We start from the raw sequence: 24,854 nt of genomic DNA, 5'->3' as shown, positions 1-24,854 counted from the left end.
TTTATAATTTACCGTAGGCTTTCATCAGGTCTATTTTGGCCACGATGGCGTTATAGAGCGCAGTGAAATAGTTGTTCTGTGCGGTGAGGAGGTCACTTTCCGCCGTACTCATTTCCAGGCTGGAACCCACGCCTTCCCGGTATTTGATGCGGGTGGTGCGGTAAACGTCTTCCGCGAGGGCCATATTTTTTTCCTGGGCCTGAAGGGTGAGCACATTGTTTTTAAAGGTACTGCTGGATTGTTCCCTTTCCAGGTCGATGGCCAGCTTCACGTTCTCAATGGCGACTTCGGACTTTTCCACAGCCAGCGCTGCCTGGTCTACCTGGCGGCGCCTTTGCAGGCCGGTGAACAGCGGGATGGAGAGGTTCAAGCCGGTGTTGAGGTAGCCGTACCACATTTTATTCTCGAAATAATCGAACCGGTCGCTTCCTCTCAGCGCGCCTGTAGCGGCAAAGAGCTGCAGGGAAGGCAGGCCTTTGAGTTTGTACCTTTTGAGATCGTACTCGTTGGCTTTCTTTTGTGTTTCCAGCAATTGGTATTCGATCCGCTGGTGGTAGTCAAATTGGTCCGTATTGATCACATCCGCTACGATCTGCTCGGTAGAAAGTGTATCCGTTAGCGTTATAGGTTGTTTCAGCGGCATGCCCATCTGGTATTTCAGGGCGGCGGTGCCGATTTCAATGAGATTATTGAGTTTGGTTTGTTCGGTTTCCAGGTTGGTGTATTGTACCATCAGCCTGTCTACATCCAGCTTTTCCACCAGTCCGTTTTTATAGATCTCGCGGGTTTCGTTGAGCAGGCTTTTCAGGGTCGACAATGTACCATTGAGGATGTTCAGCGCTTTGCGGGCAGACAGTACGTTGTAATAGGCTTTATACACGCTGGCTTTCACATCGATTTCAGATTTGGTCACATTCTTTTTCACCAGTTCTTCCAAGGTGGTCCTGGCCTGCAGGGCAACGAGGACGGAGGGGTCGAACAGGGTTTGAGTGAGTCTTACTTCTCCCAAAAGATTGTGAGCAAGCTGGAAAGAGGCAACAGTGTAAGAATCTACGGGCAACCCGAAGTTCTTCATGTTGAACTGTTGTTTTTGTGTGATCGGGTTGTACTGGTAGGAACCGGACCCGGTAATGGATGGAAGGGCAAGTCCGCTTACTTCCTTGTTTTTAGCCAGTTGGATCAGCTCGTCCAGTTTAGCGGTTTTTACGGCAGATTGGTTAGCGAGCGCATAGTCTACAGCATCGCGGGCAGAGAGGCGGATGGGTTCCGGATTTACTACCTGTTGTGCCAGTGCAGAGTAAGCAGTCAGTAGCCACGCTATCAGCCCGATGCAGGTAACCCTGTTGAAGAATAGCATAGTTTATTTGTTTTGCGATAGTTGTTTGTACTTTTCAATGAGTTTGTATCCCTTTGACGAAGCCACACCATACAAGAAATTCTCCAGCAATACCTGTTGCACTTTGGTCATATCATGCTCACCAGGGAAGGCGTCGGGCTGAAAGCAAAGCGTACAGCCATGCACGCGGTAATTTGTCAGAATACGGACGTTGAGGTCCGGCCGGTACAGACCATCTTTCATGCCACGCTCCAGGTTTTCGGCGATCATGGCGGTGAGATGGTTCTGTTGATAGTCCAGGAACACTTCATAGGCCCTTGGATGCGCTTTTTGCAGATCGAGGATGATGACAGGGTTGATGTTCCTGAGTTTCCGGTCGATCATTTCCATTACGAGGAACAGCTCCTCGATGGCATCTTTGGATTGTTGTTTGTTGACCAGGCTTTCCCGGTGGATCTCGCAGATAAATCCGGATATGGATTGATAGACGAGATCATCTTTATCGGTAAAATGGGCGTAAAGCGTTTTTTTAGAGATGCCCATTTTTTCTGCGATATCGTCCATGGTGATGGACCGGGTTCCGAACTGGCGGAAGAGGCTAAAAGCCTTTTCCATGATGCGTTCCTGAATTTCCATAAGAGTTTACGGGTGCTAACAGATGATCAATGCAGAACAAAACTATGGAAACTTTTTATACTTCAAAAGTTTCCAGTAATATTTTTTTACATGTCATAACATCCATTTATGTCCGTTTAACAATGGGTTATGTCCTTTAATAAAGCGGTGGGCATTCCGCTTTATTGAGTAATTTTGCGGGATCAATTCTTATCCATGTCGCCAAAGCTTCGATTTAAAGTATTTGCCTCGCGCCTGCTGCGCTATTTTTTCCAGGGATTGCTGATACTGGCGCCGATTGGGATTACTGCGTTAACCTTGTACTGGGCCTTTATGACGATTGATAACCTGATTCCGAAGGATTTGATCCCGGGGGATTCGGCGTTCAGCATACTGCGTTTCAAGGGAGTGGGTTTTGTGGTGGTATTGTTACTGGTTGTGATTGTGGGGTATTTGAGTTCGTCCTTTATCATCGGGCGGATTTTCGATTTGTTTGACCATTTGCTGGAGCGCACGCCATTCATCAAGTACATTTATACTTCCATAAAAGATGTATTTGATGCGTTTGTGGGTGAGAAGAAGAAGTTTGACCACCCGGTGTTAGTACAAATATATGGGGTAGATGTGTGGGAGCTCGGGTTCATTACCCAATCGGACGTGACTAATTTCGGCCTGGAGGGATACATGGCGGTGTACGTTCCGCATGCGTATGCCATTACCGGTAAGGTTTTTATGGTGCCAAAGGAGAAGGTGAAGCAGCTGACGAACATTTCTGCCGGCGACGCCATGAAGTTTGCGGTGAGCGGCGGCGTTACAAACATTACTGCTACGGCTCCGCACGAAAATCTGGTTCGGGACCAAAATTCCTGAAATCCGCGATTTTTGAGTGATCGTATAAGCTAACTTAGTTTTATATACTAAGTGTTATGTTAACCCGCAAGACTATACGAATATTTTTCACCAGTTTATTATTACTCCCTGCGCTGTGCCTGCATGGCTGGGGATTTTTTGCGCATCAGCGGATCAACCGGCTGGCGGTATTTTGCCTGCCGCCGGAGATGCTCGTACTGTACAAGCCGCACCTGGAATACCTTACTGTTCATGCTACCGATCCGGACAAGCGCCGGTATATGGTCGCAGCGGAGGGCCCGCGGCATTATATTGACATAGATGGTTATGACAGGCCTCCTTACGAAAACATACCACGCAGCTGGGAGCAGGCGCTGGCAAAGTATTCCAACGATTCGCTGCAGCGGGGCGGCATACTGCCCTGGTACCTGGAAAAGGAGCTGGCATTGCTGACGCGGGCTTTCAGGGAGCGGGATCAATACCTGATACTGAAGGTATCTGCGGAGCTGGGACATTACATCGCTGACGGGCATGTGCCGCTGCATGCCTGTTCCAATCACAACGGGCAGTTTACCGGGCAGCATGGGATACATGGATTATGGGAGTCCCGCATTCCGGAATTGCTGGCGGATGCATCCTTTGATTACTGGGCCGGGCGTGCGGAGTACCTGACTAATCCCAGGGCTTTTTTCTGGCGGGTAGTAACAGAGAGTGCGCTGGCCGCCGATACCGTGCTGCGGCTGGAAAAGGAATTATCTCTTTCGCCGGATGCGCCGGCAAGATATGCCTTCGAACCACGTAACGGTCGGCTGGTGCGGAGTTACAGCAGTCCATACACCATCGCCTACAACCACTTGCTAGGCGGTATGGTGGAGCGGCGCATGAAGCAGGCCATTCATGCAGTGGCCAGCTGCTGGTTTACCGCATGGGTGAATGCAGGGCAGCCGCCGTTGCGGGAGTTATCGCACGCGACACTAACGATACAGGATTTGCTGGATTTTACTAACTTGCAGCGTCAATGGTTGCACGGGCAAATGCAAGGAAGAACAGAAGAATAGCAGATAAAATATTATATTAAGGCTTTACTGAATAATTTAAAAAAGATATTTTATCTTTGTTGCACTAGCTTTTAGCCTATCCTACACCACGCGCCTTACAGGTTTTAACACCCGTGCCGTTTTTTTTCCGTTTCCTTAGAAAAACCAAAACAAAGTGGAAAGATCAAAAAATGAATTTAATCTAGATCGCAACATGAAGGTGCATAATTTTAACGCAGGTCCTTCTGTATTACCTAACGAGGTATTGTACAAAGCCAGCAAAGCCCTAATCGATTTTGAAGGTTCGGGAATGTCCATACTGGAAATTGGTCACAGAACAGCGCCGTTTGTTGCGGTGATGGAGGAAGCCCGTAGCCTGGTGAAGGAACTGATGCAACTAGATGACGACTTTGAGGTGCTGTATCTGCAAGGCGGAGCTACTACCCAGTTCATGCAGGTTCCCATGAACCTGTTAGACAATAGCGCCACCGCTGCGTATGTAGATACCGGCGTTTGGTCCAATAAGGCAATCAAAGAAGCCAAATTGTTCGGTTACGTTGACGTAGTAGCCAGCTCCAAAGAAAGCAACTACAATCACATCCCAAAACAGTTTACTATTCCGCCGCAGGCGAGCTATCTGCACATCACCACCAACAATACCATTTACGGTACGCAGTGGCAGATGACCCCGGTAACCGATGTGCCGCTTATTGCTGACATGAGTAGCGACATTATGAGCCGCAGCATGGACTTCAATAAGTATTCCCTCATCTATGCAGGCGCGCAAAAAAATATGGGCGCCGCCGGCACTACCATGGTAGCTATCCGCAAAAGCTTGCTGGGTAAGGTTTCACGCAAAATCCCTTCCATCCTTGATTACAAAAATCATATCGAGAATGGTTCCATGCTCAATACCCCTCCCGTATTTGCTGTTTACATCTCCATGCTCACCCTCCGCTGGCTCAAAGAGCAGGGCGGCGTGGCTGCCATCGAGCAGTTAAACAACAAAAAAGCAGCATTGCTCTACGACGAAATCGATCACAACCCACTGTTCCGTGGCACCGTTGTGAAAGAAGACCGCAGTAAAATGAACGCCTGCTTCGTGATGGACAAACCGGAAATGGAAGAGGAATTCCTGAAATTCTGCAAGAAAGAAGATATTGTCGGCATCAAAGGTCACCGCCTGTCAGGAGGCTTCCGCGTATCCATGTACAACGCACTGCCTTACGAAAGTGTGGAAGTAATGGTAGAAGCCATGAAATATTTCAGCCTGAAGAAAGCCTAAACAGCTACCTTCCAACATTGTAATGAGCTTTTAATATCGGCGTTTTAATTTTCCGGGAAGGAACAAAAGTCATGGCCTTTTTATTGTTATATTTAGTATAACATATATTGAAAATACTATGGCTATTATAAGACCCTTCAAAGGATTAAGACCTAAAGCTTCGCTCGCTGCCCAGGTGGCGGCAAGGCCTTATGATGTACTCAGCTCAGCAGAAGCAAAGCAGGAAGCAGCCGGCAACCCGTATTCCTTCTACCATGTTTCCAAATCAGAGATAGACCTGCCTGATCATATCGATATCCACAGCCAGGAGGTATATGACCAGGCAGCGGCTAACCTCCGGAAGTTTGTAGCGGAAGGCGTCCTCTTCCAGGAAGGCCAGCCTGCTTACTACATCTACAAGCTGGTGATGAACGGGCGCGCCCAAACCGGCCTGGTATGCGTTTCTTCCGTTGCCGACTATAACAACGGCATCATCAAAAAACATGAATTCACCCGTCCGGATAAGGAACTTGACAGGATCAATCATATTAAGACCACGCTGGCCCAAACCGGTAATGTATTCCTCGCCTATAACGATGTGCCGGAGGTGAACGCCATTATCGAACAATGGCAGGAACAACATGCACCCATATACGATTTCACCGCGGCCGATGGTATTACGCATACAGTATGGGTAGTGAACACCCCAACCGCCGTGCAGGACATCACCACGCTTTTTGCCGAAAAAGTGCCGGCTACCTACATCGCGGATGGCCACCACCGCGCTGCTTCCGCCAGCCTTGTTCAGAAAGAACTGCAGGAAGCGGGCAAAATCACCAGTATCGACAACCCGGCCAATTACTTCCTCACCACCATTTTCCCCGCCAGCCAACTGGCTATCATGGATTACAACCGGGTGGTGAAGGACCTGAACGGACTAACCAAAGAGGCCTTCCTCTCTAACCTGGACTATTTCTTTAATGTGGAGGAAATCGGGCACCTGCCCCAGCAACCTGCCATGCTGCATGAATTTACCATGTACCTGGACGGGCGCTGGTACCGGCTCGTGGCGGAAGAAGGCACCTACACCACTGACCCGATCGGAGTATTGGATGTGACCATACTTTCCAACAATATCCTGGATAAATTCCTCGGCATCAAGGACCAGCGTACCGACAAGCGGATAGATTTTGTAGGAGGTATCCGCGGCCTGCAGGAGCTGGTAAAGCGTGTGGACAGCGGCGAATGGAAGGTGGCGTTTGCCCTCTACCCCGTTACCATACAGCAGTTGTTTGATATCGCCGACAGCGGTAATGTAATGCCTCCGAAAAGCACTTGGTTTGAACCTAAGCTGCGGGATGGGCTGATTACTCATCTTATCTAGCCAGGAGATTCCGGCTGGAAAAAAGAAAGAAAGCTATTATTTTGAGCCTGCGAGTAAAAGCAGGCTTTTTTAATCGATTTATCATCCTTATTCACCTATCATTTTATGTCCCTGGAGCAACAAGAACCTTCCATCTTCTCAGAGCAGGAATTTGAAACACCCATTAAAGGAAAAGCTTATCCGACTGTCACGCAGTTATTAATACTGATCCCCGTGGCTATCGGCGCCTGCATCCTGGCAATGATCCCGTTATCCTATTACCTGGTAAGGAACGTACCCAATGAACCGGAGAATCCCACCGCGGCATTATCCATGGGGCTTGCCATGATGGTGGGCGTGATGGCGCTCATGATCCTGTTTATGGTATGGCAGAAGAAAAAGCACGAACCTGATTATAAATACACTTTTAATAAGCCAATCAGGACGGACCTCCTGAGCAAAACCGCCCTGACCTACATACTCACCAACCTCGCTTTATACCTGGCGGCAGAAAAAATGCACCTGGACTCCTTGGGATTCACCATGCAGGTATATTACAACCAGTTAACATCCATAGGCCCAGGTATCCTGCTGCTTTGTTACGGGGTGATCCTGCCGGTGTTATCCTTCATTATCATGTATGATATCGTCTGCGACGGGCTTTTAAAGAATTATAAGGCATTCCATGTGCTGATAGCCGTGGTCGTATTATCCTTCCTGAATTTCAAACCGGGATTGATACTCGTAGCCCTGCCTACCTCTATCCTCTCGTTCCTGATTTACAGCCGCACCCGCGCCATCATGTATTTGCTGCTGCCAGGCGTACTGGTACCCCTGGTGATGATGGGGATCACGCTGGTTATGCCCCTGGGAGATTTCCTGGATGCACTGGCGGCTCTCCCGGGATGGACCGGACTGGCGGCAGTGGCGATTGCCGGCTTATGCTGGTTTGTACTGATCAATGACTTACGTAAAATGGAGCCGGCCGATAAGAATTCCATCTAACCATATACAATAAAAATATAATCTAAAGAAAAGTAATCAGGCAATGTCGCAGGTGTACCTGCGGCACATTACCCCATTTTCCTTACTTTTACATGAAACGACGGACAGGAATGCATATCAAGTCTTCTTTATTGAAAACATTTTTTATAGCAGGGGTATTATTTTCACAGACAGTGTTTGGTCAGGATGCCAGGGAGCTGTTTAACACGGCTACCGGGTTTCAGCGCACAGGCGATTACTCCAATGCCATACTCGTTTTTAACCAGGCATTACAACTGGAACCGGATAATTTTGAAACCAAGAAACAGCTTGGCTATACCTTTTACCTGAAGGGGGACCTGAACCGGGCCAAAGCCATCATAGAGCCATTATTGAGCAGTAAGGAAGCAGATGTGCAGGTGTACCAAATTGCCGGCAACATTTACGTAAGCCGGGAGGACTGGAAGGTGGCGCAGAAAATGTATGAAAAAGCATTGCGTAAGTTCCCGGAAAGCGGCGAGCTGTATAACGATAACGGCAACCTGCTGATGAACTTCAAGATGTATGATGCGGCGTTAAACAGCTGGCTGAAAGGGATTGAAAAAGACCCTACCTTCCCCGGCAACTACTACAATGCTACCAAGACATACAGCTACAGCAATAACCCGATGTGGTGCATCCTGTATGGGGAGATTTTCATGAATATGGAAAGCTTTACCACCCGCACCGCAGAGATCCGGAATATCCTGCTGGAATCCTATAAGCGACTCTTTAATGATCCGTCATTATTGAACAGCATTTTACCGGACGAAGGAAAGAAGAAAGGCAGAAGCGGCGACAGTGGCTTCTCACAAGCATACAAACAAACTATGGGTAAGCAAATGAGCGTGGTAACCGGCGGCGTGGACCTGGATGGACTGGTTATGGTACGCACCCGCTTCCTGCTGGATTGGGATAATACGTACGCTTCCAATTATCCGTACGCGTTATTCGATTTTCAACGCAGGATGTTGAAGGAAGGCTTATTTGATGCTTACAACCAATGGCTGTTTGGGCCTGCCATCAACCAGGCTGCTTACAGGAGCTGGACTACATTGCATAAACAGGAATATGACACTTTTTCCAAATACCAGCGTAACAATCCGTTGAAACCAAGGCCGGACGAGTATTATAATGATGGGAAGTTTTCGTTGGTGAATGCGGGTTACTGATACCTGAAAACCACAAAATCTAAATATGCTTGTTGCTAAACACCAAAACACAATTGAAAATGCGGTAAAAGCCAATCAGAGCAGAACATTTTACTCGCAATATCCTGAACACCCCAAAGCATACGGCGACGAAGCACATGCCATTGGCGTACAGAGCTACCAGCAAATGCTGAACAAGCCGTTTAAGCAGTTATTGCAAACCGGTGAGAAAGACTGGGCTGGCGAGGAGGTATCTCCATACAGCGGCGAAGTACTGGGTGTTACCTATCCCCTTTTCTCCGTAAAGGATCTGGTGGCCAATGCCACCGAGGCTGGTAAGGCCTGGGCTAAAGTACCCGCGGAACAAAGAGCCGCAGTGTTGACCGAAACCCTTGACAAAATCCGGGATCACTTTTTCGATATCGCCAACGCCACCATGCACACTACCGGGCAGAGCTTTATGATGAGCTTCCAGGCATCGGGGCCGCATGCCAACGACCGGGCGCTGGAAGCAATTGCCGCCGGTTACGACGAGCTTCGCCGGTATCCCGGCAACCTCCTCTGGGAAAAGCCGATGGGCAAGGCAAGCATAAAACTGGCGAAATCATTTCATGCTATTCCGAAAGGCGTGGGCGTGGTCATCGGCTGCTCTACCTTCCCGGTGTGGAACTCACTGCCAGGCATCTACGCAGATATGATCACCGGCAATCCCGTTATAGTAAAACCACATCCGAAAGCAATTTTACCGATAGCCATTGCCGTTAGCTGTATCCAGCAGGCCCTGGAAGAAATGGGTTACAACCCGCTCCTCTGCCAGCTGGCCGCGGACACTTCCGGGCATATGATCACCAAAGAACTCTGCGAAGATCCGGCTGTAAAACTGATTGATTATACCGGTGGCAGCAGCTTCGGTAACTATATAGAATCCTTGCAGGGCAAAACCGTGTTTACAGAGAAGGCAGGCGTGAACTCGGTAATTATCGACAGTGTGAAGGACCTGGACGCCGTAATCCAAAACCTGGCATTTTCCGTGAGCCTGTATTCCGGCCAGATGTGTACGGCGCCGCAGAACTTCTTCATTCCTGAGCAGGGCATTCAAACCAATGCAGGGATGGTAAGCTTCAACGAAGTAGTGCAGCAATTCAAGGCAGCCGTGGAGGCCCTGGTGAACAATCCCAAAATGGGAGCAGGCACATTGGGCGCGGTGCAGAATGAAAGGACCCTGGAACGCGCCAGGGAGGCGGCCCAGCTGGGCGGGAAGGTGATCCTCCGGGGGCAGTCTATCAATAACGAAGAATTTTCCAAAGCCCGGATGTTCACCCCTACAATCATTGAGGTGAGCAGCGCGGACAATAATATTTATGAGCAGGAATTATTTGGACCGATTGTATTGATTATCAAGACGAAAGACACCAAACATTCCTTACAGCTGGCGAAGCAGATGGCCCAGAAACATGGGGCTATCACCTGCGCCGCCTACACCACTGACCCTGCGGTAAAGGAGGAAATCCGGGATGAAATGAACAGCGTATTTACGCCGGTATCGTTTAACCTGACCGGCTTCATCTGGGTGAACCAGCATGCTGCCTTTTCCGACTTCCATGTGACGGGAGGTAACCCGGCGGGCAACGCCAGCTTTACCAACCAGGAATTTATTTTGAAGCGGTTTGTATGGGTTGGCAACAGGGAACTGGCAGAGTAACAGCTTATATTACCGGAACGGCTACCCCAGCGGGTGGCCGTTCTTCACTAAAATGCGTTATATTTATATACATGATCAAACGGATAGCATATACGTTTTTCCTGCTGGTTATACTGGCTTCCTGCCAGGAGGCGCCCCGTGCCGATAAGGCAAAGGTGGGCGATGTACAGCAAGTGAAGGTAGGAGAAGGACATGCCTATCTGGTGGACACGGCCACCAGCGTTATCGGCTGGATTGGGACCAAGCCTACGGGTAAGCACCACGGGACCCTGAAGCTGCTGAGCGGGGTCATATATGTAAAGAACTCCGTGGTCACCGCTGCACAGTTTGTCATGAACATGAAAACTTTGGAGAATGTGGACCTGGCGGCAGATACCTCTATGAAAAACAAGCTGGAAAGGGAACTGAAAGGGCCCCTGTTCTTCGATGTTGCCCAATACCCTACCGCTACTTTTGAGATGACGGCCATAGAGCCATTCAAACCCGCGGTAGATGAAGACCTGAATTTAAAAGACGCTACCCATACCATCAAAGGCAATTTTACCATTAAGGGAGTTACCAAGAATATTTCTTTCCCTGCCATTCTCACCTTTTCGCCAGGCAAGTTATCAGCCATGGCTACATTCAATATTGATCGGACACTTTGGGGCATCAGCTACCGGGCGGACAAGTCCGTGCAGGACAAGCTGATAAATTCCCTTGTAAATATCAGTTTTACCATCAACGCATACAGATAGTGCACTTTAGGTTTTTTTGCTGGTAAAAACGCAGAAAAAAGTTTAAATTTAGAACAGCAGCGCTATCGTAAAAGCTGTGACAATATGGAAAAAACCAAAGAACGGGAGGAGCAACTATGGCACATCAGGGCCAATGCTGCGTTTAAATCTCATCTTATCCTATACCTATTTGCGAATGCGGGGTTATGGGGCTTGTGGTTTATTACGGACAACGAAATTTTTCAGGGCGTGCCCTGGCCCGTATGGCCGGTAATTACCTGGGGATTATTCCTGGCATTCCAGTATTACAATGAAAAGCGACAGCAAACACGTTATTAAGCCAAAACAAAACTTATACAGTATGGACCAGCCGCAACGACTATTTGACGTCATTAATTACCAGCTGGAGCATTATCCCAAACAGGATATGCTGGCAGCCAAGGAGAATGGTCAATGGAGGAAATACAGTACCCGGGAAGTTGGAGAAATAGCCATGAAGTTCAGTTCAGGGTTGCTGAAACTGGGTATCAGGCCGGGTATAAAGGAAAATGAGCAGAAGGATAAAATTGCAGTCATTGCGCCCAACCGCCCGGAATGGATCATGACAGACCTGGCTTGTCAGCAGCTGGGCGCCGTTCTCACTCCCATCTACCCCACTATCAGTCAACACGAACTTGAATTTGTACTCAATAACGCCGAGGCCAGGTTGCTCTTTGTTAACGACAAGGAACTGCTGGACAAGGTAATGGAAGCCCGTGACAAGTTTCCCACCATCCGCGAGATCTTCACCTATGAGAAAGTAGAAGGCGCGCGCCATTGGAAGGAAGTGCTGGACATGGGCGACCCTGCCGATTACGACCTGATTGACCAGACGAAGGCTAACATCTCGCCGGAAGAGCTGGTGACGATCATTTATACCTCCGGCACCACGGGCACGCCTAAAGGCGTAATGCTCAGTCACCATAACGTGGTTAGCAACGTGGTAGCCTGCAAGCCTTACCTGCCGGTAAACCCGGACGCCAAAGCGCTTAGCTTCCTGCCTTTAAACCATATTTTCGAGCGTATGGTGACCTACCTGTACCTGACGGCAGGGGTACCTATTTATTACGCGGAAAACATGGATAAGATTGCCGAGAACCTCAAGGAGGTGAAACCGACCATCTTCACCACCGTTCCCCGGTTGCTGGAAAAAGTGTACGAGAAGATCATGGCTACCGGCCTGGAGCTGAAAGGCATTAAACGGGCCCTCTTCTTCTGGTCCGTAGACCTCGGCAAGCGCTATGAAATCAATAAAAACCAGGGGCTGTGGTATAACCTGCAGCTGAAACTGGCCAATAAACTCGTTTTCAGCAAGTGGAGAGCTGCGCTGGGCGGCAATATACAGGCGATCGTTAACGGCGCCGCAGCCTGCCAGGTACGGCTCCTGAAGATATTCACCGCTGCCGGCATCCCCATCATGGAGGGATACGGGCTTACCGAAACTTCCCCGGTGATCAGTGTGAACCGCTTTACGGTAGAAGATCGTATGTTCGGCACCGTAGGGCCTATCATCTCCGGTGTGGAAGTAAAGATCGCCGAAGACGGGGAAATCCTCGCCAAAGGCCCGAACATCACCATGGGTTACTACAAACGCCCGGACCTCACGGCAGACGCTATTAAAGACGGCTGGTTCCATACCGGCGACATCGGCGTGATCATCGACAATAAATTCCTAAAGATCACCGACCGGAAGAAGGAACTCTTCAAAACCTCCGGTGGTAAGTTCGTGGCGCCGCAGCCTATTGAGAACAAGTTTAAGGAATCCCCCTATATAGAGCAGATCATGGTGGTGGGCGAAGACCGTAAGTTTACCGGCGCCCTGATCGTGCCTTCCTTTGGCAACCTGAAGAAATGGGCGGAGAAACGTGGCCTCTCCTGGACCACCAACGAAGAAATGCTTAAAAACCCGGATATTAAAGACCTTTTCAAACAAGCCGTGGATAAGTACAACCAGTTCTTTAACCACATCGAGCAGGTGAAAAAGTTCGCCCTGCTGCCCCACGAGTGGACGGTAGACGCCGGGGAGCTGACGCCTACGCTGAAGGTGAAGCGTAAAGTAATCCTGGAAAGGTACAAACATGAAATCGACGGTATCTACACCCCTGCCGGCGGAAAAGTGGATATAGAAAGTATTTAAAAATTAATTTAAATACCTTACTTTTGCCACCCGATCCTAAGAAATGGGATTGGAACCGGCCCGGTAGTTCAATGGATAGAATAGAAGTTTCCTAAACTTTAGATACAAGTTCGATTCTTGTCCGGGCTACTGAACAAAACGCTCAAATGCAGTGATATACTGTACTTGAGCGTTTTTATTTCTAACTGGTTTACTATTCCTTCCAGTTGTTAACCGATTATTTAAATGATTACTTCCCCCCTCACGGCACCACCTTTTCCCTCCTCAACTCATCAAACAACCGCATAAACATCTCCTCCGTGTCCACATACTCATGAAACCCTAAGCGCCTCGCCTTCGAACCATCGGCAAAAAAGTCGTAATCCCATGAAAACACGAAATCGCTGAACTTCCAGGCAGATACCGCTTCGTACGAAGCGGTCAGGCCGTATTTGGCACGCATAGCCTCCCATAACGGACCCTTATCCGCCATTACGGTATCCAGTGGCATGGGCAGCGGCGGCGCCACCGCCAGGCCAAAATAAGCGGCTATTTTAGGCCATAACTGCTCCCAGCGGAACAAATCCCCATTCGTGATATTAAACGCCTGGTTAGCCGCCTTAGGAGTGGTGGCTGCCCATACGGTGGCCTTGGCCAGGAGGTCCGCATCCGTCATTTCCAGGATTTTGTTGTACGCTTCGGTTTTACCGGGGAAGCGCAAAGGCAGGTTCAATTCCCTGGAGATGCTGGCGTAAGCAGCAATGCTGAGCGCCAGGTTCATAGGGTTGCCCAGGGCGGTACCGCCTACTACAGACGGGCGGATGGCCGACCAGCTCCAGCGCTTGCCCTGCTGCAGGCGTTCCAGGTAATACTGCTGATCCATGTTGAAATCCGGCGGCATATGCTTGCCGGCGTCGGATTCCTTAGCCGGCGTAGTAAAAGGCCCGAGGTGGGCGCCGTAAACCTTGTACCCCTGCATCAGGCTTACATGTTCCAGGTTTTGGGCCACCGGCTCCACGGCTTCCATAAGGTTTACCAGCATGGCCATGTTGGGCGGTACCAGCGCGGCCCAGGTAGGGGCATCCTGGTAAGCGGTATAAAAAATATGGGTTATTGTGGTGAGATGTTGGAGCTGTTGCTGGGTATTTTCCCGGTCCTGCAGGTTTACCGCGATGTATTGTGCCTTTTCCCCGCCCTTTCCTCCACGCCTGGATAATCCGATTACCTCCCAGTCATCCAAAGTGAGCAGATGGTTGATTAAATTCTTGCCTATTACTCCCTGCGCACCGGCTACCAGTGCTACTTTTCTTTTATTTCCGGTATTCATATGCTACGTTGTTTTATGCCACAAAGATCAGTTGGGCAAAAAGGGTATCTGTTGTACTTTAGTAGGAATAATTTGTACTTAGCGGGGATGAAACGTTACATACAACATGAATACCTGAAAATATCACACTTCACCGGAAAGGTCTGGGACCATCCCGTGCATAACCACAACCACTTTGAACTGATATTCGTACACCAGGGAACGGGAATGCATGTTGTATCCGGAGTCACTGTTCCCTACGGGCCACTGGACTTATTCCTGCTGGGGCCTTCCGATGCGCATCATTTCGAGATAGCAACCCCTACGACGTTCACCTTTCTGAAATTTACAAATGCTTATTTGGGCGCAGGAGATGCCACGACCCAACGGCAGTGGAACAGCGTCACGGAAAATTTACTGCAGGCTTTTCAACAGGACCGCTTACATCTCTCCCCCAAAATAAAAGAAAGAATAGACCAGTTGATCCGGTTGATTGTAGCGGAATGGCAGGATGAGCACAATGAGCATAACCATACGATCCGATTGCTCGTGCAGGCGCTGCTGTCCATGGTGCAAAATAACATCTCCCCCACCACCCAAACTATTACCGGCAAACACAGTGAGAAAATCACGCAGCTGTTGAATTATATTCACGAACATATCCATCAGGCGGAAGAGATACAAACAGAGCAGCTGGCAGCGGCGTTCGATTACTCCAAACACTACCTGGGCGCATACTTCAAGGAGCAAACCGGCGTAACGCTCCGGGAATATGTAACGCGGTATAAACTGCACCTCATCGAAAACAGGCTTAAACACAGCTCGTTTTCACTGAAGGAGATCAGCAATGAATTTGGTTTCAGCGATATGAGCCATTTCAATAAGTTCTTCCGCAAGCACCACCAGATGAGTCCTTCCAGCTTCAGGAGCAAAATTGCGGATAAGTAGTACTTCCGCCCTGCTGAACCGACATCTCACCTACATAAATCCACTCATGATGAAAAAATTAATCATCGCTGTATGCTGTGTGGCGCTCTCCCTGCAAACGCAGGCGCAGCAGGCGCTTCCCGCCTATGTCAACAAACATGCGGCTGCTATTGCAAGTATTGATCCGGCCTATACGGACTATTCGGACCTGCAGGCGTTGAAGAAAGCTATCGGTAATAGCCGTATCGTTATGCTGGGCGAGCAGACTCACGGTGAAGGCTCTACGTTTCTTGCAAAGACCCGCATCATCCAATACCTCCATGAACAGCTGGGGTTTGATGTGCTGGCTTTTGAAAGTGGATTTTATGATATCAACAAGATCTGGCCGCAGGCGGAGCAAGGCGCTTCCTTTAAAGCGCTGGTTCCCGGCAACCTGTTTTATATGTACGCCACCAGCGAAGAAATGTTCCCCTTGTTCAACTACCTGCAACAGCAGGTGAAGGGCGCCAAACCCTTGGCAGTTACCGGTTTTGAGAGTCAACACAGCGGCGCAAAAGCGATTAACGAAATGATGCCGGATATGGAGCAATTCCTGGCCGGCCATCATACCGGGTTAATAGACACAGGGTGGCAGGTATTCAAAACCCTCTGCCCGCCAACTTTTAAAAGCAGGGACTTCAGGCCGGACACTGCTTCCATGGGCTTGTTCTTCAAGGAGATTGCCACGCTGAAAGCAGCGCTCAAACCGGCATCCAATAAGATAAACGCCGATCTCCTGCAGGACCAGGGCTTCTGGTACCGGGTGGTGTGCAGCATTGAGTCGCAGGCGATCCGTTACTGGGGATTTGCAAAGGGTAACGAAATCAATTACCGGGACCTGCAAATGGCGGATAACCTGATATGGCTGGCAGATACGGTGTACGCGGGAAAGAAGATCATCGTTTGGGCGCACAACGGCCACATTGCCAATACCATGGGCAATAGTGAAGGCAAAGGCGCGCTGGAAGATTTTTACAATACCTTCATACCCATGGGCGCAAAACTGAAAAAGCATTACGGCAATAACGTATATGCGTTAGGGTTTTCGGGCGCGGCCGGTAAATATATGGATTATGTGAGCCTGAAAGTAGTGGATGTACCTGCTCCGGCGGCCGGTAGTATTGAAGCAGCGCTGGCCGGTACTAATAAGGCCGCGGCATTGCTGGATTACAGAACGGCAGGAAAAATCCTGCAACAAAACCAGGTGGGCTGCATCGGGGACTTCGTACCTGCCACCGCGATATGGCCACGGATATTCGACGGGCTGTTCTTTATCCACACCTCCACGCCGGTAACCCGCTGATCAGATGTAACCGATCACTTTCAATATGGTGAAAGCAAGTATCATAAAGGAAAGCACATACAGGGTGAAATTGGCTCTTTTCCGGCGCTCGTCGGAATAGAGCCGGTTCCTGTAAGCGCCCCGTACAAATACATTCATGAATACGAGGATAGACAGTCCGGAGATACACATGATAATTTTGTTATCACTCAGGTAGAAGCCGGCAATTCCTCCCAGCAGCAGGATCATTCCCAGCCACCAGAATTGTTCATGGAACGACTTTTCGTCCGTTTCATCGAAGGTCCGGATGGCGGCCAGTTGCTTTTCCAGCTCCCCGAAGTTCTCCAGCCCGTCCGGGATGACCATTACCGCATCCGGGGACTCGCCCCGTACGACAATACCGCCACGGGTTTCGGCCATACGGGCTATTTCGAATACGGACAGCGTAAGGTCCGGCGAGTGCTTTTGCCGGCGGACGATATGAAGGTCGTTGATCTCAATTTCAAAGCTTTTGTAAACATCAACGGATATTTTAATCCGGCGTATGCTGCTCCAGGCGGAGTAGATGATGAGTACGCCGAAGATGAGGTACATCTCCATCCGGTTGGGCGCATCATCCCGGTAGAAGTAAAAGTAGCATAGCATGGCAACCAATACGGCAAAAATTATCACCTGGCGGCGGATGATCCGCCTCTTCATGTCCCTGATCCTTTCTTCGCTGAATTTATAAATCGCCATGTAGTACTTAAACAGTGATTGTGAACCTAATATAACAATGATTCTTCTAAATTAAAGCAGCAGCCCGGGAGAATTGTTGGATTGCCTGCCATTGGCTGCGGTTTTATTACAGCCGGCTATGCAGCACAAAAAAGGGACCATGTAGTAATACATGATCCCTTTAACGTATGAAGCAGGTTTATTCTTCGTCTTCTTCTTCCTCTTCTTCGCCATCGTCATCCAGCCATTCCATGTAGGAATAGTACCAGTCCTCCAACTGCCCGAGCAGTTCCTCCTTCTTTTCAGGAGCATTTTTGAAGAACTCTTCAACGTTGTCGATTTCATGAACGATGTCGATATAGGCAGTGTCCTCATCTTCTTCTACGCGTTTTGCGAAGAAGCGCGGAGCCTGCGTATGAAAGATATATTCGTTCTCTGGATCTGTAACCGGGTCGTCCGCGATCAGGAATTTAGGTAGCTGTGCCATAATACGCTATTTACTGTTGAATAATTTCAGTGTTGATTATAATACAAAAGTATCGATTAAATAGTTATAAAAACGGCAGCAAAAGAAGAAAGTTAACCTATAAAATCTCCATTTTTTTTCACATCTTTATAGGCACTACAAATCCCCTGTCAAATGGAACAATATTGGAACAGATGGGAGTTATGGATGCGTGAACACGCCCCAAAAATGCTTAGTATCCTTAACCCCGGTGTATCTCTCAACGATATTGCCGAGCTGGAATCCGCCACCGGAGTCCTGTTACCCAATACATTCAAACATTTTTACAGTATTCACGACGGCCAGATGGTATCGAAAGCAGGCCTGGTAAACGGGGACAAGTTGCTGTCTGTCCAGGATATCCTGGATGAGTGGACCACCTGGCAGGAACTGCTGGACAATGGCGCTTTCCAGCATAACGGGGACAGGCTGATTTCCGAACCGGACAGCGGCATAAAGGACGACTGGTGGAATCCCCGCTGGATACCATTTACTTATGACGGGTTGGGGAATCACCTCTGCCTGGACTTTGATCCTGCGCCGGGCGGCAGAGCAGGCCAGGTGATTACACTCTGGCATGACGATGCGCACCGCGAGATGATCGCGCCTTCCTTTGAAGCATGGCTGGGCAACTACCTCGATGCGCTGGAAAGGGGGGAATATGTGTACGCAAAAAAATGGGGGATTGTGCGGAAAGACAGCCGCTATCACTTTAAAGACTAACGTTTACGCAGCCACGAAGGCACATGGGGAACAGGGATGCGGGTATCCCAATTCAATATATGAATGGTATTGCTGTTAAGGGTGCGTTAACAACACAGCAGGTACCAGCCGCTGCTGCGGCGCCACCGGCAACAGGTTCCTACCCAGCTGACCGGCATGAAAACGCCCGCACAAAGCGCCTTTGCGGCCTTTGACCATTTCGACAATCTGCTCATCGGTACACTGAGTGAAATCGATAACCCTCTTGCGGCAGCTATTGCAATACCTACCGTTGTGCGTAGCAACCATTTCGTCCCAGTCTTGATCACAGGGAGAGGGAATAGACAGGTACAGACCTTTACGATTCATTGGTATAGCGAATTATCTATCAGGAATATACGAAGATTTCGCTGCAAGTACAATTCAGCGGGCTCAAATCTCTACATACAAACATTTAACAATACATAAGAACTTCATTAACAGTTGGGGCCCTGAACTGGCATACTTGTTGAAACTATCATGTTCAATTAGTTTAACAAAAAAACATATTGACATGAAAACTCCAAAAAATTTGTCAATGCTGATTTTTGCCGCCTCGCTGGGAGTGGTGGCCTCTATAACAGGACAGCGTGCATTTGCACAGGGAATTGACAGTACCGCAAAGAAAATTGGAAACAAAACAGCCTCTATCGCGGTGAAAGGCGCCTCCACCATAACAGATAAAACGTATAAAGGCAAGGAAGGCCCGCATGGCGAAACGGTGTATATCGACAAAAAAGACAGGAAATATATCGTAGACGGAAAAGGTAAGAAAGTGTACCTGAAAGCAAGCCAGATACATAATAAGAAAGATTAGGTGCTCACTAACCAAGCCAGTTTTAGTCGAAATATAAAAGCCGGAACAGGATCATTCCTTTCCGGCTTTTTCGTTATTGAAACACAGGATTTGATACCACGAAGCTATCAGGCGCTTTTCAGCGTGGTATGTTCCCTTCCGGTAACCTGCGGCCTTTCCCGCCAGTTCTCATCGTAGTACACAAAAAAGGCCATCCACACGGTGCGGGATAAACGCATAATCAGCGGCTGCAACACCAACAACAACAAACCATTGAAACCTAACCACCAGAAAATCCTGTTATCGTATATGGAGAAGCCGACGAACAGCCACCAGGCAATCAAACTCGCCACACAAATCGCAATGGACAAAGCGTAACTTACATAGCCGGTACCGTAATAAAAGCCTACTTCCACTTCTACTTTCTGACCGCATACGGGGCATTCTTCCGGCATCTTCAAACAGTTCTTCAAATCGTAGGGATTGGAACCGGAATAAATGCTGCCACGGCGGCAACGCGCGCATTTATTGCCCAGCAGGGAAAGTAAAAAATTCGGTCTTTTGTCGTGAGTTTTATCTGCACACATGGCTTTAAGTATTTTATCAAACAATATTTTTTCTGAACTCTTCCGGGGTAACGCCGGCGTATTTACGGAAAAACTTCGTGAAGTACGAGTTATCCGCAAAGTTGAGCTGGTAGGCGATGGCGGAGATGTTGGTATCTGCGTTTACCAGGAGCCGCTTGGCTTCCAGCAGTACGCGGTCGCGGATCACCTCCCCTGCCGACTTACCCAGCATATGCTGACAAAAAGCATTGAGGTAATTGGGCGTTACGTACAACATGGCGGCATAATCCTTCGGGAGCCGGAGCTGCATGTAATGCTGCTCCACCAGCTTGCGGAAATTGCGCAACAGGAGGTTGTTATGCAGCATATCCTGCTTGATGGCCCCCTGCTGGGTACTCCTGCTTACGCGGATGAATAATTCCAGCATCAGCAACCGGAGCATATCCATGTTAAAGGGCCGTTCCGCAGCCACTTCCTGCAACATCTCCTCAAAAATGGGCTGCACTTCCTTCAGGGCGGCGGCAGTCAATTCCACCACTCCTTCCGCCGCTACCCCGCTCAGGAACGGGAAGCGTTCGATATAGTCCGCATCTTTCAGAAAGACGTTGAAAAAACCGGCGGATACGTTGATCACATAGCCGTCCACGTTACCTTCAAAATACCAGCCATGCACCTGCCCCGGCACCATGAAGTACAGCTGACCCGGCTTTACGGGAAAACGCTCGAAATCGATCGTGTGCGTACCGGCGCCACTGGTAAAAAGTGCCAGATGGTAAAAGGAGTGACGGTGCGGAAAATGGATGTCGCTATGGGCGGCCAGATAATCCGGGAACCTGGCTACAACAACGTCCTCCTGGGTGGGCTTTCCCATTACCAGGGAACAGATATCGTATGTAGGGATATTCGCCTTTGCCATGATGTGACAAAGGTACGGCCGGCCGGGTTAACCGTGTTGTTATAAAAGGAGGTTTAATGGTACTTTTTACTTATTAAGGAGTTTTGGCGCGCCCGGTGATCGGGGGGCGGCCAGGATGAGCAAGGCTTTTATAAACAAAGCCCGCTGCCGGTAAGCAGCGGGCCTTTCGAAATCAATATTATTTCACATACTTCATCAGCCACTCGTCCATTTCCCACAGCATGTGCAGGATACTTTCCTTAGCGGCATACCCATGGCTTTCCTGCGGTAAGAATACCAGGCGTGCAGTGCCGCCATTACCTTTCAGGGCGTTGTACAAACGCTCGCTCTGGATCGGGAAGGTGCCGGAGTTATTGTCCGCCTCGCCGTGAATGAGCAGGATAGGCGTTTTCAGCTTATCTGCATAGGAGAAAGGCGACATCTTATAATACACATCCGGCGCCTGCCAGTAACTACGTTGTTCGTTCTGGAAGCCGAATGGCGTAAGCGTACGGTTGTAAGCGCCGCTGCGGGCAATACCGGCCTTGAACAGGTTCGTATGCGCGAGCAGGTTAGCCGTCATAAACGCGCCGTAAGAATGGCCGCCAACGGCAATGCGGTTTTTATCGCCGATGCCCATATCGCTGATCTTGTTCACCGCCGCTTCGGCATTCATCACCAGCTGCTCAATGAAGTTATCATTTGGTTCCTTATCGCCTTCCCCAACGATCGGCATTTCCGTAGCGTCCATCACGGCAAAGCCGCGGGTAACCCAGAAGATGGGAGAACCGTAGGTTACGCGGGTAAAGCGGTACTGGGAGCCACGTACCTGCGCGGCATCGCTGGCGGATTTGTATTCACGCGGGTAAGCCCACATCAGCACCGGCAGGCGACCGTCCTTAGCGGGATCGTAGCCTTTAGGCAGGTACAGCATAGCGGTGAGGTCCACGCCGTCTTTACGTTTGTATTTCAGCAGTTGCTTCTGCACGCCTTCCAGCTGCGGTTGCGGATGCGGGAAAGCGGTCAGCTGCGTGGCAGTTTTCTTCTTCAGGTCCTGTATGAAGTAATTCACCGGGGAGGTTACGGACTCGCGGGCGGTTACTACCACCAGGCGGGCCGGATCGATCACATCGGTTACCTGCTCGTAATAAGGCGCTTTGGAACGCCAGAGGATGTCCTGCTTCTTGGATTTCAGGTTGAATTTCGCGAGGAACGGGCGGTCGCCTTCCGGAGAAGCGCCAGGCGCGTTCATCAGGAGGTCGCCTGCGGGCGATACATATACCACGGAGCGGTTGTATTCATTTTTAGTGGTGACAGGCGTACCCGGATCGTTATAACGGTCGTTCTCGGAGCGGTCGAACAGCAGCACCGGCGCCTGGTCCGGATGGGATGGATCGATGGTGCTCAGCTTCCTGCGCTGTTTGGAGGAATTGGCCTCCATGAGCAGGGCGAGTTGATTATTTGCCCACAGCACGCCATAGAGCCTTTCGGAGGTTTTAGCCAGGGAAACAGGTTCGCCGGTAAATGGCGCAGCGAGGCTTTTCAGCTCATCGCGGAAAGGCACGTCTTTCTTAGGATCGCCCCCATCCAGCGCTTGTATCCAGGTGATGGTGGCCGGCGCATCCGCACGCCAGCTGAAGCGGCGGGGATAGTTGGAGGTAGCGTCAAAACCTTTGGGCCGTACTTCGTCCAGCGGCTTGTCGGAAAGGACTTTCACCTCTTCCCCGGTAATTTTACGTATAGACGTAACAGTTGGGAAGCGGTCCGCCCCGACGAGGTACGAATACGGGCGGTGTTGCTCTGCCACCAGTAAGTATTGTTTATCGGGAGATGGGGTGGCATCCACGAAAATGCCCGGTTTAGTGACCGGGGTTTCATTAGCGCCATCCACGATCACCAGTGCTGACTGAAAGTAATAATCGTACAGTAACTCATCGAATGGATTCTTCAGCATATCCTGGTAAGTGGCCGCAGGGGCAGCTTTACCACTGGTTTGCTGGGTGGTAGGGCCTTCCGGCGCCAGTGGCTTTACCGGCGGGTTACCGATGTTCTCCGGTACGGCAAATACGATGAAACGGTTATCGTCCAGCCAGGAGAAACCGTTGCCGCTGTTCAGGTTCAGCTTGCGTTGGGTGGCTTGTTTGGCCGCGCCGGTGGCGACGTCTGCTACCCAGAGGGTAATGCTGTTGTTATCGCTAACGGTAAAGGCTATACGCTTTTGCGAAGGCGACCAGGAAATGCCGCTGATGCGGGCATTAGCCGGCAGGCCGGTAACGCTGTATTCTTTTTTTGCTACCAGGTTTTTGATTTTGATAGCGGTGTAGTAAGGCGCGCGGCTGGGACCAAAGTTAGCAGGATTGATGCGGGAGCCGGCAAGGCGGTATTCCGGCTGCGACAGCTCCTCGATGGTGGGATAGCTGGATTTTTCCAGGATCAGCATCACGTCCCCTTTTCCATTGAAGTCCACTGTAGGCGACGGGGCGGCCATCGCGAGGTCCAGGATGCTCTGTGCGGGCGTCTGGTACTTTAGCGCATCTTGTGCATACACCCTGAATGACATTAACAGGGTTAATGACAGAACTAATTTTCTCATATGCAATTTTATTAATACTGGTTGTAACGTAGCAGTATAGGCTATCCCGCCAAAATAGAATTTAATAACAGAAAATTAAAATCAATTGTGATAAGCGTGGGGAGAAATATGCCGGGAGATCTACCTCCATCCTACCCTGGGCGGGGGGCGGAAAAAAAAATAAGTTTGGGGATTTTTATGGGGAGACATTAAGGCTGTACGGGCAAAGCTTCCCGGAAACTCCACCAGCGGACACCTGGCCCTATGCCGGGGAACGTTTTCAGCCTAATGCCACTGCCCGGATAGACCTGAACAGGTACTTTGTTTTCCGGAAATCAGCCTGGTGGCCGGATCACGCGCTCGTGAAGCTCATTATGAGGCCACGGCTCCCCGTGCCGGGGCTCCCGGAAAAGAGGCCCCTGCCCCCGCGTTTTACTGGATAACTTTAGCGTTACAGATTGGATTCCGAAATCCGGCATAACCGCCAGGGCAGGCGTTCCGTTACGCAGCACCTGCCCGCTGGAAACTGTATCTTTCCCCCAAAATCAATTTTTTTGGCAACCGCTTAATCGCTTACCTTTGCAAACATCAGATGATATGATGAGTAGTACTTCTCCCTTAAAGCGGATAAGCCTGGCCGAAGAGGTGGCCGGCCTTTTACAGGACGCAATTGAATCCGGCAGGTACCGGGTGGATGATCAGCTCCCTACGGAGCCTGAATTGATGGTGCAATTCGGCGTAGGCAGGAGCAGCATCCGGGAGGCCGTGAAAATACTGGCCAACAAGGGCTATGTAAAAGTGCAACAGGGATTGGGAACCTTCGTCACTTCGCAGACGGGCTCCGGAGAGCCGCTCACCCAGCGCCTGCAGCGGGCCGATTTTGAGGACCTGAATGAGGTAAGGCTGGTGCTGGAAGTAAAAATCGCCGAAAAAGCAGCCCTGCTCAGGTCAAAAAAAGATGTGGAGAAGATGAAAGGCTTCCTGAAAAAGCGTTACGAATATGCGGTCAGCAACCAACTGGAAGCATGCATCCAGGCTGACATCAACTTTCACAGCGCCATTGCGGAAGCCGCGAAAAATGAACTGATGATAGAGCTGTACGCCACCGTAGCCAATATGCTTAAACAGGCATTCGTACAACGCTACGGCACTACGGATACATTCAAGGAAACGCAGGAACTGCATGAGGCGCTGCTGCACGCCATTGCGGACAAAGACCCTAAAAAAGCATGGTCCTGCGCGACTAAAATCGCAACACACGGTAAGTAACCGGATTATTGACCTTAAAACATCAGAT

Annotated in this window: 24 protein-coding genes and 1 tRNA gene; 16 read left to right on the top strand and 9 right to left on the bottom strand. The window is 49.8% G+C overall.

The genetic code is table 11. From position 1 onward, the window contains the following. Position 1 precedes the first annotated feature (1 nt). The gene (locus BOC67_RS13420) at positions 2-1,357 is read right to left on the bottom strand and encodes a TolC family protein (RefSeq protein ID WP_291910845.1); all 1,356 of its coding nucleotides are present in this window, start codon (positions 1,355-1,357) and stop codon (positions 2-4) included. 3 nt (positions 1,358-1,360) lie between these two features. After that, on the bottom strand, positions 1,361-1,972 hold the full coding sequence (locus BOC67_RS13415; protein ID WP_291910844.1) for a TetR/AcrR family transcriptional regulator: 612 nt from the start codon (positions 1,970-1,972) through the stop codon (positions 1,361-1,363). 195 nt (positions 1,973-2,167) lie between these two features. On the opposite strand from BOC67_RS13415, the gene BOC67_RS13410 reads away from it, so the two are divergent. The 11 genes from BOC67_RS13410 (at position 2,168) to BOC67_RS13360 (ending at position 13,361) form a co-directional block, all read left to right on the top strand. Then, entirely contained in the window at positions 2,168-2,821 is a 654-nt protein-coding gene (locus tag BOC67_RS13410; RefSeq protein ID WP_291910843.1) for a DUF502 domain-containing protein, read from the top strand. A gap of 56 nt (positions 2,822-2,877) precedes the next feature. Beyond that, positions 2,878-3,858 (top strand): zinc dependent phospholipase C family protein, encoded by a 981-nt coding sequence (locus tag BOC67_RS13405; protein WP_291910842.1) that lies wholly within the window; start codon positions 2,878-2,880, stop codon positions 3,856-3,858. Between the two features lie 193 nt (positions 3,859-4,051). Then, complete coding sequence (gene serC, locus BOC67_RS13400; RefSeq protein ID WP_291910841.1) at positions 4,052-5,122, top strand: 3-phosphoserine/phosphohydroxythreonine transaminase; 1,071 nt, start codon at positions 4,052-4,054, stop codon at positions 5,120-5,122. Positions 5,123-5,240: 118 nt separating this feature from the next. Then, complete coding sequence (locus tag BOC67_RS13395) at positions 5,241-6,485, top strand: DUF1015 family protein (protein WP_291910839.1); 1,245 nt, start codon at positions 5,241-5,243, stop codon at positions 6,483-6,485. 105 nt (positions 6,486-6,590) lie between these two features. After that, entirely contained in the window at positions 6,591-7,469 is an 879-nt protein-coding gene (locus BOC67_RS13390) for a hypothetical protein (RefSeq protein ID WP_291910838.1), read from the top strand. Between the two features lie 173 nt (positions 7,470-7,642). Continuing rightward, the gene (locus BOC67_RS13385) at positions 7,643-8,659 is read left to right on the top strand and encodes a tetratricopeptide repeat protein (RefSeq protein ID WP_291910837.1); all 1,017 of its coding nucleotides are present in this window, start codon (positions 7,643-7,645) and stop codon (positions 8,657-8,659) included. 25 nt (positions 8,660-8,684) lie between these two features. Further along, on the top strand, positions 8,685-10,340 hold the full coding sequence (gene paaN, locus BOC67_RS13380; protein WP_291910836.1) for a phenylacetic acid degradation protein PaaN: 1,656 nt from the start codon (positions 8,685-8,687) through the stop codon (positions 10,338-10,340). Between the two features lie 71 nt (positions 10,341-10,411). Next, on the top strand, positions 10,412-11,077 hold the full coding sequence (locus tag BOC67_RS13375) for a YceI family protein (RefSeq protein ID WP_291910835.1): 666 nt from the start codon (positions 10,412-10,414) through the stop codon (positions 11,075-11,077). 84 nt (positions 11,078-11,161) lie between these two features. Continuing rightward, a complete protein-coding gene (locus BOC67_RS13370; RefSeq protein WP_291910834.1) occupies positions 11,162-11,395 on the top strand; it encodes a 2TM domain-containing protein in 234 nt (77 codons plus the stop codon). 22 nt (positions 11,396-11,417) lie between these two features. After that, a complete protein-coding gene (locus BOC67_RS13365; RefSeq protein WP_291910833.1) occupies positions 11,418-13,232 on the top strand; it encodes a long-chain fatty acid--CoA ligase in 1,815 nt (604 codons plus the stop codon). Positions 13,233-13,289: 57 nt separating this feature from the next. After that, positions 13,290-13,361: transfer RNA gene (locus BOC67_RS13360), tRNA-Arg, on the top strand. 112 nt (positions 13,362-13,473) lie between these two features. Here BOC67_RS13360 and BOC67_RS13355 read toward each other — a convergent pair. Then, complete coding sequence (locus tag BOC67_RS13355) at positions 13,474-14,538, bottom strand: SDR family oxidoreductase (protein WP_291910832.1); 1,065 nt, start codon at positions 14,536-14,538, stop codon at positions 13,474-13,476. 87 nt (positions 14,539-14,625) lie between these two features. Here BOC67_RS13355 and BOC67_RS13350 point away from each other — a divergent pair, with 87 nt between their 5' ends. Next, positions 14,626-15,465: an AraC family transcriptional regulator gene (locus BOC67_RS13350; protein ID WP_291910831.1), complete on the top strand. Its 840-nt coding sequence runs from the start codon at positions 14,626-14,628 to the stop codon at positions 15,463-15,465. Positions 15,466-15,511: 46 nt separating this feature from the next. Continuing rightward, a complete protein-coding gene (locus tag BOC67_RS13345; RefSeq protein WP_291910830.1) occupies positions 15,512-16,786 on the top strand; it encodes an erythromycin esterase family protein in 1,275 nt (424 codons plus the stop codon). Here BOC67_RS13345 and BOC67_RS13340 read toward each other — a convergent pair whose 3' ends face one another. Then, positions 16,787-17,503 (bottom strand): hypothetical protein, encoded by a 717-nt coding sequence (locus tag BOC67_RS13340; RefSeq protein WP_291910829.1) that lies wholly within the window; start codon positions 17,501-17,503, stop codon positions 16,787-16,789. A 178-nt stretch (positions 17,504-17,681) separates the two neighbouring features. After that, a complete protein-coding gene (locus tag BOC67_RS13335) occupies positions 17,682-17,969 on the bottom strand; it encodes a hypothetical protein (protein ID WP_291910828.1) in 288 nt (95 codons plus the stop codon). A 207-nt stretch (positions 17,970-18,176) separates the two neighbouring features. On the opposite strand from BOC67_RS13335, the gene BOC67_RS13330 reads away from it, so the two are divergent. After that, the gene (locus BOC67_RS13330) at positions 18,177-18,710 is read left to right on the top strand and encodes an SMI1/KNR4 family protein (RefSeq protein ID WP_291910827.1); all 534 of its coding nucleotides are present in this window, start codon (positions 18,177-18,179) and stop codon (positions 18,708-18,710) included. Positions 18,711-18,785: 75 nt separating this feature from the next. Here the strand turns inward: BOC67_RS13330 and BOC67_RS13325 are convergent, their stop codons facing one another. Then, positions 18,786-19,058, bottom strand: coding sequence for a hypothetical protein (locus BOC67_RS13325; RefSeq protein ID WP_291910826.1), 273 nt, complete (start codon positions 19,056-19,058; stop codon positions 18,786-18,788). Positions 19,059-19,242: 184 nt separating this feature from the next. On the opposite strand from BOC67_RS13325, the gene BOC67_RS13320 reads away from it, so the two are divergent. Next, positions 19,243-19,545, top strand: coding sequence for a hypothetical protein (locus BOC67_RS13320; RefSeq protein ID WP_291910825.1), 303 nt, complete (start codon positions 19,243-19,245; stop codon positions 19,543-19,545). 107 nt (positions 19,546-19,652) lie between these two features. On the opposite strand, the gene BOC67_RS13315 is transcribed toward BOC67_RS13320, so the two are convergent. The 3 genes from BOC67_RS13315 to BOC67_RS13305 all read right to left on the bottom strand — a co-directional run bounded on the left by BOC67_RS13315 (position 19,653) and on the right by BOC67_RS13305 (position 23,578). After that, entirely contained in the window at positions 19,653-20,111 is a 459-nt protein-coding gene (locus BOC67_RS13315; protein ID WP_291910824.1) for a DUF983 domain-containing protein, read from the bottom strand. A 16-nt stretch (positions 20,112-20,127) separates the two neighbouring features. After that, on the bottom strand, positions 20,128-21,006 hold the full coding sequence (locus tag BOC67_RS13310; protein WP_291910823.1) for an AraC family transcriptional regulator: 879 nt from the start codon (positions 21,004-21,006) through the stop codon (positions 20,128-20,130). Positions 21,007-21,184: 178 nt separating this feature from the next. After that, positions 21,185-23,578, bottom strand: a complete 2,394-nt coding sequence (locus BOC67_RS13305) for a prolyl oligopeptidase family serine peptidase (protein WP_291910822.1) — start codon at positions 23,576-23,578, stop codon at positions 21,185-21,187. Between the two features lie 558 nt (positions 23,579-24,136). On the opposite strand from BOC67_RS13305, the gene BOC67_RS13300 reads away from it, so the two are divergent. Beyond that, complete coding sequence (locus BOC67_RS13300; RefSeq protein WP_291910820.1) at positions 24,137-24,826, top strand: FadR/GntR family transcriptional regulator; 690 nt, start codon at positions 24,137-24,139, stop codon at positions 24,824-24,826. Positions 24,827-24,854: the final 28 nt, after the last annotated feature.

Source organism: Chitinophaga sp. CB10 (assembly GCA_001870995.2).
Lineage (GTDB): Bacteria > Bacteroidota > Bacteroidia > Chitinophagales > Chitinophagaceae > Chitinophaga.
The sequence above is the reverse complement of the archived record's forward strand: the minus strand, read 5'-3'. Positions and strand labels throughout refer to the sequence as shown.